The sequence below is a fragment of the Acaryochloris marina MBIC11017 genome (assembly GCF_000018105.1).
GTDB classification, from domain to species: domain Bacteria; phylum Cyanobacteriota; class Cyanobacteriia; order Thermosynechococcales; family Thermosynechococcaceae; genus Acaryochloris; species Acaryochloris marina.
In genome coordinates this window covers 2,391,186-2,407,409 of record NC_009925.1, presented here as the reverse complement: position 1 = coordinate 2,407,409, position 16,224 = coordinate 2,391,186, and the positions used below count along the sequence as shown (strand labels likewise).

13 protein-coding genes and 1 pseudogene are annotated in these 16,224 nt (G+C 46.7%); 9 read left to right on the top strand and 5 right to left on the bottom strand.

Translation table 11 applies throughout. From position 1 onward, the window contains the following. Positions 1–40 precede the first annotated feature (40 nt). Positions 41–547, bottom strand: a complete 507-nt coding sequence (locus tag AM1_RS10820) for a 3'-5' exonuclease (protein ID WP_012162879.1) — start codon at positions 545–547, stop codon at positions 41–43. A 319-nt stretch (positions 548–866) separates the two neighbouring features. Between AM1_RS10820 and AM1_RS10815 the strand changes: the two genes are divergently transcribed. From AM1_RS10815 to AM1_RS10795, 3 genes and pseudogenes are all read left to right on the top strand, one after another. After that, positions 867–1,211: a hypothetical protein gene (locus AM1_RS10815; RefSeq protein WP_041659654.1), complete on the top strand. Its 345-nt coding sequence runs from the start codon at positions 867–869 to the stop codon at positions 1,209–1,211. 885 nt (positions 1,212–2,096) lie between these two features. Then, a pseudogene (locus AM1_RS39780) lies at positions 2,097–3,153 on the top strand (IS630-like element ISAcma41 family transposase). Positions 3,154–3,226: 73 nt separating this feature from the next. Further along, complete coding sequence (locus tag AM1_RS10795) at positions 3,227–4,537, top strand: IS701-like element ISAcma8 family transposase (RefSeq protein WP_012160919.1); 1,311 nt, start codon at positions 3,227–3,229, stop codon at positions 4,535–4,537. Here AM1_RS10795 and AM1_RS40955 read toward each other — a convergent pair. After that, positions 4,466–4,867 (bottom strand): hypothetical protein, encoded by a 402-nt coding sequence (locus AM1_RS40955; RefSeq protein ID WP_148215717.1) that lies wholly within the window; start codon positions 4,865–4,867, stop codon positions 4,466–4,468. The genes AM1_RS10795 and AM1_RS40955 overlap by 72 nt on opposite strands. Positions 4,868–5,026: 159 nt before the next feature. Between AM1_RS40955 and AM1_RS10790 the strand changes: the two genes are divergently transcribed. From AM1_RS10790 to AM1_RS10775, 4 genes are all read left to right on the top strand, one after another. Then, positions 5,027–5,638, top strand: a complete 612-nt coding sequence (locus tag AM1_RS10790) for an SMI1/KNR4 family protein (protein ID WP_012162874.1) — start codon at positions 5,027–5,029, stop codon at positions 5,636–5,638. A gap of 138 nt (positions 5,639–5,776) precedes the next feature. Then, positions 5,777–6,787: an NAD(P)H-binding protein gene (locus AM1_RS10785; RefSeq protein WP_012162873.1), complete on the top strand. Its 1,011-nt coding sequence runs from the start codon at positions 5,777–5,779 to the stop codon at positions 6,785–6,787. A gap of 13 nt (positions 6,788–6,800) precedes the next feature. Continuing rightward, the gene (locus AM1_RS10780; protein WP_012162872.1) at positions 6,801–7,466 is read left to right on the top strand and encodes a class I SAM-dependent methyltransferase; all 666 of its coding nucleotides are present in this window, start codon (positions 6,801–6,803) and stop codon (positions 7,464–7,466) included. A gap of 83 nt (positions 7,467–7,549) precedes the next feature. Next, positions 7,550–8,263 (top strand): Uma2 family endonuclease, encoded by a 714-nt coding sequence (locus AM1_RS10775; protein WP_012162871.1) that lies wholly within the window; start codon positions 7,550–7,552, stop codon positions 8,261–8,263. A gap of 14 nt (positions 8,264–8,277) precedes the next feature. Here AM1_RS10775 and AM1_RS10770 read toward each other — a convergent pair whose 3' ends face one another. From AM1_RS10770 to AM1_RS10760, 3 genes are all read right to left on the bottom strand, one after another. Beyond that, positions 8,278–11,490 carry a glycoside hydrolase family 15 protein gene (locus AM1_RS10770; RefSeq protein WP_012162870.1) on the bottom strand — a complete coding sequence of 1,071 codons (3,213 nt, stop codon included), beginning with the start codon at positions 11,488–11,490 and terminating at the stop codon, positions 8,278–8,280. A 217-nt stretch (positions 11,491–11,707) separates the two neighbouring features. After that, complete coding sequence (locus AM1_RS10765; RefSeq protein ID WP_148215716.1) at positions 11,708–12,100, bottom strand: hypothetical protein; 393 nt, start codon at positions 12,098–12,100, stop codon at positions 11,708–11,710. A gap of 151 nt (positions 12,101–12,251) precedes the next feature. Continuing rightward, on the bottom strand, positions 12,252–12,875 hold the full coding sequence (locus AM1_RS10760) for a MarR family winged helix-turn-helix transcriptional regulator (protein WP_012162868.1): 624 nt from the start codon (positions 12,873–12,875) through the stop codon (positions 12,252–12,254). 140 nt (positions 12,876–13,015) lie between these two features. Between AM1_RS10760 and AM1_RS10755 the strand changes: the two genes are divergently transcribed. Together AM1_RS10755 and AM1_RS10750 are read left to right on the top strand one after the other, a co-directional pair. Continuing rightward, the gene (locus AM1_RS10755) at positions 13,016–13,492 is read left to right on the top strand and encodes a hypothetical protein (protein ID WP_012162867.1); all 477 of its coding nucleotides are present in this window, start codon (positions 13,016–13,018) and stop codon (positions 13,490–13,492) included. Between the two features lie 582 nt (positions 13,493–14,074). Next, positions 14,075–16,210 carry an ATP-binding protein gene (locus AM1_RS10750; protein ID WP_012162866.1) on the top strand — a complete coding sequence of 712 codons (2,136 nt, stop codon included), beginning with the start codon at positions 14,075–14,077 and terminating at the stop codon, positions 16,208–16,210. Positions 16,211–16,224: the final 14 nt, after the last annotated feature.

Genomic DNA, 16,224 nt, shown 5'->3' with positions numbered 1-16,224 from the left:
GGAATGGTGCTGACCAATGTCAATTAGCAGGTACAAGCATTTACTGTTGTCGTGCTGCAATCACAATTTTGGCGCAGGCTTCGGCATCGGAAAGAGCTTGATGATGCTGTAAGGGGATATCCAAAAACTCACATACGTTAGGCAATTTTGTTGGTCGGATATTCCATACTTCCCGAGCAAGCTTGACAGTGCAGAGAAAAGGCAGGGGCATAGGATCTAGTTCGGCTGCCTGACAGCAAGCATTAAGCACAGAGCGATCAAAATTAGCGTTGTGGGCCGCGACAAAGTCACTGCCTGCAAATTTGGGTTGGAGATTTGGCCATAATTCAGCAAAAGTTGGATGGTGTTTTACATCAGACCAAGTAATGCCGTGGATGTAGGTAAATTGGAATTTCTGGCGTGGCGGGCGAATCAGGAAGTGGGACCGATCAACAATTTGGTCATTTTCTACCCGGATGACGCCAATGGCACAAGCGCTATCTCTTTGGTAATCTGCTGTTTCAAAGTCAATGGCGACAAAGTTACCTGATGATGCCTCTTTTCTCATTGCGGTAGGAGATCTGTGACAATCATCTCATTGTAAAGAAGCTTCCTGATTTAACCCAAGTCAAATCAATGCTAGGAAGAGTTAGCTATAAACAAAGAAATTCGCAAAGACTTCTAGCGTAAAAAATACTAAATTCGAATATTTTCAAGCAGAACTACAAAATTCAAGGTAAATAGCAGATAATATTCTCACTTCGGAATTATATAGGTGATATTCAAAGAAATCTTACGTTGGGAATTATACGAATAGGGTCGGATAACACTTAATCTCAGAGTTATCATGCCTTGCCCAATAAATTAATAATGAGGTATCTAAGAATATGTTCACCCAATTGAATAAGTCATCTGCGCTAGTCATTGGGGCAATGCTTCTCTTACCTGCATGCAGTGCTGTTGACAACTTAATGGGTACGTTCGAGAAGTTCGCGGAATTAGAGCGCGCTATCAATGCTGAACTTAGTGTTGATTCAAAAGTAAGTGGGAATTGGAGCAATGGTGCCTTCACGAATGTCAACGTTATCATTCCCGCTAATGAGATCTCTGAGAAAAATGTTGACGAACTGACCAACACCATTCAACCGCTTGTAGTTCAGGTGATCGAGGCCGAACCCGAAACTCTTTATGTCACGCTGAGTGTCACCACTTCTCAGAAATCTAAAAAATAGATCAGCGATTGGAATGTATTGTAAGGATCACCAAGCGCATGTCTGAAAACTCGTGGTGTCCACTCGTCCACTAAACTGTGTTTCAGCAAGCCCTAGATACATAATCTGTTTTGGACGTCGACGTATGTTTCTACATCTCGGCTTAGCTCAACATTAGACCTCTTGCATACTTCAACTAACGATATGGTGGAGGACTTAAAATTCGAGTCAGATCGCGATATCTGTTGCGTAAGTAGCACATCATGAAACGAATATTGCAAGAGGTCTATTAGTTCTTGGCAGACACATATTATGACTAATAAATTCATGAATTTATGTTCTACCGCTTCCCTTTGAGCTTGGAGTAAGCCCCTAAATACTCATCTTGGGGATTCAGAGAAAACCATAACCACTTCAATAGTCTCCAAATAACGCTTGAATAAAGAAATGAACGCCTTCTGTCTCTCGTTCGTTTACGTTCTAGCTCAAAATAAGTTTCAGCTCTCATATCTTGGACTAGTTCTAGCCCCAAGTCACTAGAAACCTGTTCACGTAAGTCTAATAGTGCTTGAAACATCATATTCTCTGATGTATTCTCAAAATATTTTATAAGGCCTCGTGGTTGCCATAGGAAGGCAAAAGAGATAGCAAATGAAGGCATATTTGTAACTGCTATAGACCATTGCTTTTCTAAGCTAGAAGATATGCTACAGAACATAGGAAAATCTTCATGCTGACCCAGCTCTGCGAAGCAAAATTTTTGAGGATGAGCAAATAGCCTTGCTATAACCCGATGAGATAGAACCCTGTAATCAGTGAGGTATACTGCGTACGACTTGCGGCTTAACATTGTAGTGGAGAGATTTGGCAGACTGGGAGTATCCCTCAACCGACTCCCCTACTTGCATGATTAAAATTGATTTCACCGCAGAGGAAATCCAACACCTCAATTACGAACGCTATCATCACCCTCACCCACGGGTGCAGCGACGGATGGAAGTGCTCTACTTGAAAAGTCAGGGTCTTCCCCATGCCCAGATTTGTCAGCTTTGTCAGATTAGTCGTCCGACCTTAGCTAAAACCCTTCGTCTGTATCAACAAGGCGGAATTGAAGGGTTGAAAACCCTGGAATACAAAGGTCAATCCAGTTCACTCAACGCTCATAGCGATAGTGTGAGAGCCTATTTTGAGCAACACCCGCCCCGCACCAGTGCAGAAGCCCAAGCAGTCATTGAACAATTGACAGGTATTAAGCGTTCTCCAACCCAGATTCAAAGCCTTCCTCAAACGCATTGGTTGTCGCTCTCGAAAAGTGGGGTATGTGCCGGGAAAGTCGAGTCTGCCCGAGAAAATTGAGGAGCAAGAGCAGTTTCGACAAACTCGCCTTGAACCCTTATTAGAGGAAGCTCAACGCCAAGAGCGTCTTGTCTTTTTTGTGGATGCTGCTCATTTTGTTCACCGGGCTTATCTGGGGTTTCTCTGGTGCCTTCGTCGGATCTTCATCCCTTCTCCTTCTGGCCGTCAACGATTCAATGTTCTGGGTGCACTCAACGCTGTCACCAAAGAAGTCACCAGTATCACCAACCACACCTACATCAACTCTCATAGCATGTGTCTGTTGCTAGCCAAGCTGGCACTACTCGACCCAGTCATACCCATCAGCGTCATTTTAGACAATGCCCGATATCAAAAATGCCAGCTGGTGACTGACTTTGCTGAGATCGTCGATATTGAGTTAGTCTATTTGCCCTCCTATTCACCCCATTTGAATTTGATTGAGCGGCTTTGGCGCTTTGTGCGCAAGGAATGTCTCTACTCGAAGTATTATTCGGATTTTCACTCTTTCAAAGGGGCCATTCAACAGTGCATTGACCAATGCAATACAGAGCATAAGGCGAAACTAACCAGCCTGCTCTCACTCAAGTTTCAGTCTTTCCAGAAAGTTAATCTCTTAACCGTCTAGAGTATATCCCTCTTTTATCACTTTAGACAGATAAAAAATAGACTATTCTCAGTTTCTATTTTTCTAATGAGTGATGTCAGCTTCAAGAAGTCCAGAACCAACCATTGGCTTTGTTGATGAGTACTGCCAACTATTTGCAGAGTTATTTCCCCAAGTCCGCAGTTATGAAGCCTTCAAGCATCTCCATCTGGGGATGATTAGTGATATCAAACGTAAATCATTGCCCGCCATTGCAAGAGCAGTGGGCTTGGAGAACCATCAAAGCCTGCATCATTTTCTGAGTGAATCACCTTGGGTAGCGTCACATTTGTCTGACAAGAGATTGGACATCATCTTGAAAATACTGGATGGGCGCAGGTTAATTCTATTGATCGATGAGACGGGCGATTGCAAAAAAGGCAAGAGTACCGACTATGTGAAACGGCAGTATATCGGCAATGTGGGCAAGAAAGAGAATGGCATCGTCGCAGTCACTGCCTACGGGCTGTTTCAAGGGATGATTTTGCCTTTGTCCTTTGAAGTGTACAAACCCCGAGAACGTCTTAAAGAGGAGGATGAGTATCTCAGCAAACCCCAAATTGCTGCTGGAATGATCCGACAGTTGCAAGGGATGGGCTTTTGCTTTGAGCTCGTCCTGGCTGACAGCTTGTATGGGGAAGCTCAAACAAACTTTGTGAATGTCTTAGAGGAGTTAAAGCTGCCCTATATCCTAGCGATTCGTAGCAATCATGCGGTGTGGTTACCCGCAGAACAAGCAGTCTTTGCCGAACCGTGGCAGTCATTTGAACGAACCTTCAGCAATGGCACCACTGAAACTCGTTACAGGCAAGAGATCATTTATGGCCAGCGACACCACCAGAAGCGCTATTGGCTATTAACCACGGACCCCCAAACGCTACCAGAGAACTCAACCTCTTATGTCATGGCAGCGGCACCCGAGATCAAGCTGGATGAAATTGGGGATTGCTATGGCTTCAGAACTTGGATTGAGTATGGTCTCAAACAGTCTAAAGATACCTTGGGTTGGGCTGATTTTCGCATGACGCACTACGAACAAATTGAAAAGTGGTGGGAGATAGTGATGAGCGCTTTCTTGATGGTGAGTTTGTTCGCTGATGTCTTCAATGACTCTTGTCCAGTGGCACATCAACACTTTGCGCAGCATCCTTGGTGGGATAACCAAAACGGGTGGAAGAATCTGCTCAATAATGTGCGCTTGATCATTCAACCGTTAATCAGTTGGAATCTTCTAAAGCGCTGGTTAGAAGTCTTTCCCAGCCGTGCTTTGAAAAAGGGGTTTGAGCAACTCACATCAAAGATGGAGGCATTTTGCTGTCCACTGGTGAGGAAATTGCTCAAGCATCCTGATTTTCTCTCTGTCTAAAGTGATAAAAGAGGGATATACAAAACCTAACTTCTCCAACTCGGAAGTGTCATCATTCAGTTTATCTTGGTTGAATCCTTTCCAATCCTCAGGTTGTGCAGGAACAAACTTCGGGGAACGGAATGTTAGTGATAGAAAGAGCAACTTAAGGACAACTTCTAGTAATAAAACTTGAGGCAATACCAGCAGAATGAGTTGAACAATGAGATGTGGGACACCAATTGCAGTTAAATTTGAGTCAATCCAGGGGGAAATGGATCGGCGAAGCTGATCCCAGACGGTATAAGCAAAAATAGCTGCTATCACCGCTACTAGCTGTTGTTTTCGCATGTTTAATTGTTGGGATTGAAGAGAAAGTAGTAGCGTACTTAGTCTTCCCCCAAAATTTTTTGCTTTAGCTGTCGGTTCAAGTCTGGAAGCTTAACACCTAGTTTATAATTCCGTTGTCAGATCCATAAAATCATTTCTTGCCTGAAGAGCTTTTCACTAATGCCATCACTGACAGATGCTTTGAAGCGAATTGAGGCTTATTCCAAATGTGATCAATCATATTGGCGTCCCCAACTAAGCATTCGAGATATTGACGTCATTCTCCAAAATTATCCGTTCAAGCTTTCCAAAGAAGTATATGAGCTTTACCGCTGGCATAACGGCACATTACCAATATTTAGAGAAGATGATATGACATCAGAGATCGCTTTCGATTTTGGGTATCACTTAGCTGAATTAATTGGCGATATTACTTTTTTACCGCTTGAAGAGGCAATATTTTGGTGGCAAGCCCGTGATGATTACCATGCCAGTTTTGTCCCATATGAGCCATCCAATATATTGCCTCTCTTCTTTTGTGACTTCGGGCAAATTGTCGTCTTGGGAAGTACGATTCAACAGAAATTCTCTCCTGTCTATCGTGTGACTGATCTAGATGTTTCTCAAATTCATGAGCCGCTTTATCCCAGCATTACGAACATGATGTTGGCTATTGCTGAGATCATCGAATCAAGAGCAAAATTTTGGGACTCTGGAATATGCAACCTCCTCATCTATGACATGGGTTGTAGACCAATAGATCAAAAATATGGTCGTGGAAAATCTCAGTAGCATTTCTCTTAGCGAAAGCTTGGTAATCCTCTGCCTGTCTTGTGTTTTAGTTTTCTGTTCGTGTTTATGAAACTATTGGTTTGCAGCTGCTAACTGGTAGGCTACGAATAGAGTCCTACAACACACCATTAATTACCCATGACTGACGCTAGCACTTCGGAGACACGTCGCATTTTGGTATTGGGCGGCACCGGTACGATTGGGCGAGCCACTGTCGCCGAATTGGTGAAGCGCGGTTACGAAGTTGTTTGTATTGCTCGGCCCCAGGCAGGGGTTGGAGGTCAGCTTACCCAAGAAAAAACGGCCCAACTGCTACAAGGGACCGAGGTATGCTTCGGCGACGTCAAAGATCCAAAGTTTCTGGCTGAGCAAGTGTTCAAGAATCGACAATTTTATGGAGTGGTATCCTGCTTAGCCTCACGGACAGGAGAACCAGACGACACCTGGGCCATTGACTATCAAGCCCATATGGACGTTCTCTCCTTGGCAAAAGAATCTGGAGTGAAGCAGATAGTGCTGTTGTCAGCCATCTGCGTGCAAAAGCCGCGCCTTGCGTTTCAGCATGCCAAGCTTGCTTTTGAAAAAGCCCTGAGAGAATCCGGGCTAATTTATTCCATTGTCCGACCAACCGCCTACTTCAAATCTCTGGCGGGGCAGGTGGCTAAGATTCAGAACGGGAAGCCATTTTATCTATTTGGCGATGGCACATTGACTGCTTGCAAACCGATCAGCGATCCAGATTTAGCGGCCTACATTGTGGACTGTCTCGAAGACGCTTCACTGCAGAACAAAATTTTGCCCATCGGCGGGCCTGGACCTGCCCTCACGCCCTTGGAGCAGGGAGAATATTTGTTTAAACTGTTGGACTGCCCACCCCGCTTCAAAAGCGTACCGCCTGGATTCCTGAATGCGATCGCAACGGTATTAGGCGGAATTGCCAAGATTGTGCCAAGCTTGGCAGCCAAGGCAGAGTTAGCGCGAATCGGCCATTACTATGCCACGGAATCGATGTTGGTATACGATGCCGAAACCGGGCGTTATGATGCGGACGCCACGCCTGAAACCGGTAAAGACACTTTATTCGAATATTATCAGCGCCTCGTTGACGGTAGCGAAGAAGCGGAGCGGGGCGACTTCGCTGTATTCTAAGTTGCTGCCCACCATGTCTCGTCACCGTGCCCAACAACTAGCGTCAGAGTTTCTGGCCCGTGCAGATGCTCAGGGATGGTTTGAAGCCCTCTATGCAGAAGCTGGCAACGATTATGCTGCCGTGCCTTGGGCTGATTTAACCCCCAATCCAAACTTAGTCGATTGGATCATCACCCAAGGATTAAAGGGGGCAGGTAAAACAGCTCTGGTCATTGGTTGCGGCTATGGGGATGATTCCGAGTTTTTGGCGGAGTTGGGGTTTGAGGTTGTAGCCTTTGACGTTTCGACGACTGCGATCGCACAGTGTAACCAACGTTTCCCTAATTCACCTGTGTCCTACCAGGTCGCAGACTTGCTAAACCCTCCAGCCACCTGGTCTCAGGGATTTGACTTTGTCCTAGAATCCTATACGTTGCAAGTTCTTCCCTCGGCATTGCGCGCGCTTGCCATCTCAAAAATAAGTCGTTTGATAGCCTCCCTAGGCCAGCTATTAGTGATTGCCAGAGGTCGTGAGGAAACAGATCCACCGGGCCAAATGCCTTATCCCCTGACTCAAAAGGAATTAGACACATTTGAAAAGTTGGGTTTGAGTAACCAATCCTTTGAGGATTATCTAGATAATGAGAGTCCCCCTGTTCGCAGATTTCGAGCATTATATACAGTGGCAAGTACAGACTAAGGTCTATCGACCCCTGCAAGCTGTTGAACCTGGTACTAAAAATAAGAACGATACAATGGAAGCTAGGCTCAGAACTCTGGATAATGTCACCTTTAACTCAGCCCCAATCTCTTAGTGCTCAAGCACCGATTTTGCTCCTAGAAAATGGCGATCACCTCACCCGTGACGAGTTCGAACGTCGCTACCACGCCATGCCTCATCAAAAAAAAGCTGAATTAATCGAAGGAGTTGTATATTTGCCTTCACCTCTGCGGTTTGAACCCCATGCAGAACCCCATGGCAACCTGATGACATGGCTAGGATTCTACAAAGCGATGACATCCGGTGTGAGAATGGGGGACAATCCCACCGTACGACTCGATCTAGACAATGAGCCTCAACCTGATGCGGTACTCCTCATTGATACTTTAGCGGGCGGGCAATGTCAGTTAAGTGAGGATGGCTATCTAGAGGGCGCTCCAGAGCTAGTGGCGGAAGTCGCAGCCAGTACAGCAGCCTATGATTCCTACGATAAGAAAGTAGCCTACCGGCGAAATGGCGTCCAAGAATATATCATCTGGCAGGTTTTAGATCAGAAGTTGGATTGGTTTAGCCTGCAGAGGGGCGAATATCTATCTTTGCCAGCAGATGAAACAGGTGTGATTCGTTCTCAGGTGTTTCCAGGCTTATGGTTATCCGTTCCGGGCTTGCTCGCTGGGGAGATGGCCCAGGTATTGTCAATTTTGCAGCAAGGCTTGGCAACGACCGAACATCAAGCTTTTATTGAGTCTCTTGCAGCAGAAGGGCAGGGCTCGTAGTGTGTTTAGGGAGTCTACACCGCCACCGGTTGGCTCACTTCCACTAAGAAGCGGAGGGCCATCACGACATAGGGACCACTGTGCTGAGACGGCATTTTGTAGAACGCTTGCCAAGCCTTGGCTTTATCCTCATCATAGGAAGCCACCCGCTCAGGATGGGCATCCCACCAGGCCAGTCGCACTGCATGACCAATAATCACATCCAAAACAACATGATCAGCGAACTGTAGATCGGGATTGGCTTCCACGACGTGAGCTAGCTCCAGCAACGCTTCCACATTGAGCTGGCGATACTCTGGTGCTGGAATCTTATTCAGTAGATGCTCAATCATCAGAGCAAAATTGGTTTCTCCTTCCGTCATCTCCGACAGTAGATGCTCGCTATCTAAGCGGTTCCGGCGATCCAACTTTTCACCAATGACAATCCCGTGGGTATGTTTCAACAATCGCCAAACTTTGATATAAAACTCTCGTGGCACTCGGTTAAGGGACCCTTCTACCTGACGCTTCACCAGCCAGTCTTCGGGGTCAGACTCATGCACTAGCGGTACAGGCTGAGTCAGGCCCCAATTGACTTCACCCGTGCAGTGGGCAATATGCAACGACTCCTGCTGATGCAAACTCTTATGCACCTGATCGTAGGCCGAGAGAACCTGGCGTAAACGTGACTTTAAATCGTAGGGACTGAGTTGGGTCAGCCGCTCATAGGCTTCATCTTGGGTAACCTGTTGCTCACGGGCCAGTTCACTGGTCAGCAACAAAATCAGATAGCCAATTCTCAGGGTCAGTAACCCTTTGACTAACAGCGGTTCTGATTTAGTCAACAGGTCGAGATAGATCAAAATCTCTTGGGTAAGGACGCGATCGCGTTCATCTTCCCGACAGAATTCATTGATCCGAGTCACAATTTCCTGGGCAGGTAGAGGCATATTGATCAAAGAATGCTCGTTGTAAGAGCGCCCGACTAGGATCTGTTTCTGGTGAGCCAGCAAGTTGGTGACCGCATCGGACAAACTAATATCCACCATATTCAGTAGTCCGGCGGCCCGCCGCACAATCGACCAATGTTCGGCTTGGGCTGCATTCAGATAGACCTCGGTCAACAGAATACGGAGGGATACGGTTTGATCGGCTTCCCAACCGATATCGTCATCCAAAGCGCGCTGATGAATCAGCAAGTGCAGCACTTCGACTTGCTCATATAAATTCTCTGACTGCTTGAGGGTGTGCAGTAACGTATCAATATGCTGATTTAGCTCCAAGGTCTGCTCTTGCAGATGGGTTAGCGGATGACATTGCTCTGCACTAAACGATAGGTACTGAGTCAGGGCCTGATCGCCATAGTCCTGGGAGGGTGGCGTTTGCTCTAGCCCGACGATATGAATAACCGCACTATGGTCGATAAAGTCGCTTAAGATTCCCACCTGAATCTGGCCCGCAATAGGTGACGCTCCAGAAGCGAGAGATTGCAGCAATTCAAGCAATGGAGCCTGCCCCATTTTGATCATGCGATGGGTGAGGAGTAGCGTTAGGGTCGGTGGTTGATCCGCGAGCCAGTAGCGCTGTAGATAAGCCAGCTCACTTTGAATTTGCGAGATCAGGAAGTGAATATCTAGGGTCAGGTAAAACTCACGGTTATCAATAAAGGACGGCAAAAAGACCATGGTTTCCCCGGTAACCCGATAGAGATGGGAGGTCATTAATGTCCGCATCCGCTTATGGGGTCGGCCTGAAAGACCCAGCTTCGGATTCTGACCGAGCTGATGGTAGATATCGGTCAAATCATGGGCGGGTCGAACCTGTAGTGGGGCAATTTCTCCTAAGGTTTCTGCGGTAATGCCTGCTGCTGCTAAGGTTTCTTGCAAAGCTTGATCTTCAGCTAGTAAGGCCACCTGCAGGGTTCCCGTCCCCATCTTTGTTGCTTGGGTTTGATGGTGGCGTCCTAACGGATCAATATCATCTAGCGTAATTAACCCTTCATCCACCAGTTGTCCCAACAGGTATAAACTCTGAGCCCACACGAGAGGGATATTCTGATTGGGCACTCGGTCTTGGCTATGGGGTTCCGATTTTTCGGCTTCTACTCGGTCTTCCGGGACAATGTACAGTTCTGGTAGCAGTGACCAACCATCCTGCTCCACGCCCAATGCTTGTAGTCGAGTTCTGTAGAACGTGGCTTGCTCTGCGTCCCCACGGAAGAGACTATCTAGGAATAAATAGGTAAAAAAGAGCGGCCATTCACTTTCAATATCTTCAAACTGTTTCAGCTCCCAGGTCTCATAGTGCAGACGGGTATGGTCTTCGAGGACGGTTTGGTGGCCGTCTCGCAAAAAGCGCTTACAGCCGTATTGGCCTTGCAACTTATCGATGATTTTGGTGCGGGTCCGGTCTACGAGGGTGCGATCGCACACCGCAAATGCTGGAAACCCAATCACACTCAAAACAGCAGCATCTACCTCTTTCGATGTAGATTCCCTCGGCAATAGAGCCGCCAACTTCATTTCAGTACGGGCAATCTCATCCGCCATCACATGGATGACTGCAGCCGGTCCGCCTCGCTTTCCCATAATATTCAGACCATTCATCGCCTCCAGGGCTGCTTTAGCCATACCGACTGAACTGGCATTAATCTCAGCCGTTCCCGTATTAATTTTGTTGCCCCGTTCCCAAATCCCATAGTCTGGCGTCCGGTAAGCACGGGAAATGTAGTAGACCAGATTTTGCACAAAATTGACTTCATCTAAACTATAGACAATCAAAAGACCCGAAGCGGTCATCTGGGCCATCATCAACAAGAACAAGGAGGTGGCATCAATTTGTAAATGGCCCCAGGCATCATCGTCAACGACCACATCTCCAGTGGGGGTATCGTACTTAGCATGGAGCGCATCCAGAGGCGCTTGGGTATGCTTAAAAGTCTCTACTTTATGTGCTTGCCGCATCATCGCTCGTAGCAACCCTCGCATCAATCGGACAACGCTTTGCTCTAGCAATAAGGTCCGGGATGAATCCGACTGATCCTGGCGATACGCTAAGGCCAATCCCCAAACCGCCAGAATGCTATAAACGTTGTCGCGGACCCAGGCGTCGGTATAGTCCCCATGGATATTGACCGCCGTGCTTGCAGGTAACAGACCACTAACCGGATGCTGCCGCGACAAAATCATGGCATTGAGTTGTCGGTAATAATGATCCAGTCGATCAGACTGAGAAGAAGTGATATCCATGGGTGATAGTGCCTAAAAAAATTGCTAATTCTCAAGGTGAATTGGCAACGACTTTTTTAGGATTCCCATTGATATAAAGGGCTACACTTTACGGGAATAAAATCCTATTTTTATTCCCACAAAATTTGTGACTCAATCAGTGAATAAGAACCTTTTAGTTTTCTTATCCACTGATAGAAATAAATCACTCCACCAGCGGCTAACAGTAGACCAGAATTTAGAGCCATCCCCAGGCATTTGGAGCTAGCAGCCCAGACTGATCCACAGATCTTTCCACTTCAGAGTTTGGATTCGGCTCTAAAACTTTAATGGCGCGATCAAGATTAGGATTGGTTCCCAACCGCTTAGCAATATTCAGGATCCCTTCCCCCACAATCCCATTTGCCTCACCCATACTGGTTGCATGTTCTAGCCGCCGATGCATCGCTGTAAATTCTTCCCGCAGCAGGCCGATGTAGGGAGAGTCTGGTAGGACCTGAGTGATGTGAGCAACTTCAGCTTGAACCTGAGCTGTACTGACTTGGGACTGAACTGGTGCGACTTGAGATGATTCTCTCAAAGGAACGATGATTGCTGAAGAGTTTTCAAGTTCAGGTAACACCAATGCCATCAGCGGCACCGAATAACAGCCAACACACATTATTTATTTGCTTGAAGGTAATGTTCTGATTTTACCAGGAGACTATTGGGATTTTTCACAGGCCATGTAAGCGCTTGCCCTGATGGTCCACCTATCCCAATGCTGATTGATACCTAAACTTTTACACCTCTGCCTCTTCTGGGAGCTGGTCAGGACAATCAATGCGTAAATCTCTATCGCCAAAAGGAGCATCCACAAAACCACAGTGGTGAGGATGTTGGCTGTCTGGATACTGATTAGGATGAAAAAACTGACAGGTCAAGCACATCCGAGAAACAGTGATGTATCCTTCTGCTTGCAAACTTCGGATTATCTTGATTAACCCTTTAAGAAAAATCTCTTGCTCAAATTCAGTCAGATCATCAATGGCAGATAGCAAAAAATCAGACCACCCCATCACTTGTTCGGCTTGCTGAATCCCTTGGGCCGATAAAGTAATCGAGATGGCTCTGGCATCTTCTGTAGAACGTTGTTTATCGACCAGACCCTTTTTACTTAAAACGGCCACCGCATCGCTGGCGGTGGGAGAGGTAATTCCCAAAACATCAGCCACCTCCGATAGCCGCATGCCAACGGGTTGGCGATCTCGCAGTAGGGTCAAGATTTTGCCCTGGGTGGGTGTCAGTCCTTGCAGGTTGGCATCGTGCCACGCCTGACTTTTAAGCACCATACTAATTTTTTCTAACCCGATGCCCAACCGTTGGCGTAGGGGGGTATCTGTTGCATCCTGTGAAGTCTTTGCCATAGATACCTTCACCTCCTTGAAGCAATCCCAGACTCTTAAATTCTAAAACGCTCGTGAGAGAACTGCGATGAGATTTCTTTGACAGAATGATCGACCATGGTTAATATTTAGGAGTCCTAAACTTAGGAGTCCTAAATATAATGCAGGCCACATTTCAACAACACCTTCAACTCGATGCTCCAACTGTCGAAAGCCTTCTCTCACTGGGTCTAGAAGACTTTCTTGCCCTCCCCGCAGTCACCGAATTATTGGGAAGCCTAAATGCAGGATTGCTCCGTGAGACCTTACCGACGGCTGGACAAATCTTGGCCAAGCAGCTGCCTCCGTTTTACGACTGGCTCAAGCAAGAGTTAGGGGTTGATCGGGTACCTGATAGTCCCGATCATGCAACCAAGTGGGTTGTGGCATTTCTAAATAATCAGGAAAGTCTAACTCACCTAGTGGAGCTGCATAGCCCCATACCCGAAAAAGCTTTACAACGCTCTATTCCTCGCTTGGTTTCAGCGTTTGATGGTGTTGAAGAAGATAGTGTACGCCTTGAATGGCAAAAAACGGTTGCTGCGCTTTGCCTTGTGCTTGCGGTGGGAGCCCATGAACCAGCCTCAGTTGTGAATTAAAGCCTGTAGCAAGGTTGTTAGATCTACCTCTTAGTGTGAGGGAGCAGGAATACCCAGCCGTAAACGTGTAACGGCTGGGTCTCTGTTGTATGCGGCCCTATTGAAACTGCTGTTTACCCTTCTGATTTTGATAGTCGCTTCCTTCACGGTAGGGAAGCCTCAGCGATGAGGAGTGCTCTGCAGCCAATAGCATACTCTCTGTCGCTTTGATGGAGTGTAGGATTGCTAAAAGTACAGAAAAGAGCCGATCAGTCTTTTAGACGACTTGGAAATATCAAGACCTTATCTCCTCATCAACTATGCAGGCGGGGGCGTGTTGTCGTATCAGATTGACTCAGATATAGACATTATTCCTATTGGGGTTAGGTTAGAGTCGAGGTATGCTTGGGAAAATCGCTGTACTATTGCGAAGCTAAAGCAAAGAGGCAAATAATAGCAAAATAACTAAACTTTCCTTTCTAAAGAGAAATGTCTAACCCTCATGACACAATAGTCAACAGGTGTAATTCAGCAAGCAATAGAGGCATACTACATTCATCTCTCTTTTAACCATTCACCCTACCGCGACTGACAGCCCAAATCGTGAGTAACCTTGAGCAGGATCAAAGACAACGTTTCAGACATCTCTTCATCATTGATGATGCCGAAGGGCGTCGAACCATTTCCTTAGAAGCTGCTACTTACTCGATTGGTCGAGATGTTACCAATTCGATTGTGCTGCATTCCAAAATGGTGTCTCGCCAGCATGCGATTTTGTTGCGAGTTACCGCTCCGGAAACCTCTAATTTTCTCTTCCGAATTATTGACGGTGATTTGCAAGGAAAACGCAGTACAAACGGCTTGATCGTGAATGGTCGTCGTCTCTTTTCCCATGACCTCAAACATGGAGATGTGGTCATTTTTGGGGGGGATGTCAAAACCAAATACTTTGTTGTTTCGAATCTATCAGATGCCGATTTTGATAAGTTCTGTGAGGCCACAGACTTGTCCATGATTCTGTCACAGTCTGTCAATCCTTTCCAGACCTTGGTTCCGGATGACGCTGACTTGCAGAATATGAGCGAAGCCTCTCTGGTACGGATGGCGTCTTTCCCTGAGTTAACGCCGAGTCCCATTCTTGAAATGGACCTGCAGGGCACCGTTACCTATCTCAATCCCGCTGCGGTTATGCAGTTTCCTGATATCTCCAAAGAAGGGGTGGCGCACCCCATGTTGCAGGGACTGCTGAAGATGGTGCAAACAGAGCATTCTTCCAAAAGCAACTTCTTTGTTCGGGAAGTAGAAATTGACCAAAATATTTACGAACAATCGATTCACTATATTGTTGAAAGTGATTTAGTCCGCAGCTACGTCACTGATATTACAGAGCGTAAGCGGGCGGAAGAGAAACTCCGACATACGGCCCAGCGAGAATCCATTATCAATCGCATTGTCCAAGCCATGCGGGGAACGATGGTCACCGCTGAAGTCTTGCAAATTACCGTGGGTCTGTTAACGGAAGCCTTGGGCGCTAGCCATTGTCTAATTGTTCAAATGAATTCAGATGGTGAATTAGCGGATCATTATGTGAGTGATACTGCTATTGGACGCCAAGATTTAATTCAGGCTAATGAGATGTTTTTGCGGCATTCTCAAGAGACCTTGGCTCAAGGGCAACAGGTTGTTTTCGCAGATACGAATGACCTCGATCTTGAACTCATTGCGATTTGTGAGCAATGTAATATTCAAACCCTGCTGATTTCTCCCCTGCAATATTTACAGAACTATTTAGGTAGCATTAGTCTGTATCATTGCCAGGAAACCACGGAGGAAAGTCTTGCTTTAGAAACTCGAACGTGGAATGCCGATGAACGAGGATTGGTCAAAACGATTGCGGATCAATGTGCGATCGCAATTCATCAAGCCCAACTTCACCAACATGTCCAAGACTTAAATACCAACCTGGCTCAACAGGTAGAAGAGCGCACCGCCCAACTCCAACAAAAAATGCGGGAATTGGAGCGTCTCAATAGCCTCAAAGACGATTTCTTGAGTACCGTCTCCCATGAATTGCGGACCCCCATGTCCAATATCAAAATGGCGATTCATATGCTCAGTCAGTTTCCCCTTGAACCTCGGCAACGTCGCTATATCAAAATTCTGGACGCCGAATGTAGTCGAGAGACAGAACTGATCAACGATCTATTGGATCTGCAACGCCTCGAAGCAGGCGGTAATCAAATCAAGTCGGAACCGATCAAAATCCAAGTATGGTTGCCCCGGGCTCTCGAACCGTTTCAATCCCGGATTAAAGATCGGGAACTCAATTTACGGGTGAACTGCGACCAAAGCATCCCTACCTTCCATTCCGATCGCGTTAGCCTCGATCGAATTTTGGCAGAGTTACTCAATAATGCCTGCAAATACACACCCCAAAGTGGCGAAGTGTCCCTCACCCTCCAGTATCTTGAATTTCCGAAGCCGATGTTGCGTCTGCAAGTGACCAATGAAGCTGAAATTCCAGAACAGGAACTACCCCGAATTTTTGACAAGTTTTATCGAGTCCCCAATGCCGACCCCTGGAAACAAGGCGGAACGGGTTTAGGGCTAGCCCTCGTCCAAAAGCTGATTGAACAACTCGAAGGCGAAATCTCTGTGTCCAGTCGCCAGGGAACCACCACCTTTATCGTCAAGTTACCCTACAAGTCATCTCTCCCCCCCGCAGTCGACGCCAATTAGGTATCTTCAAAAGA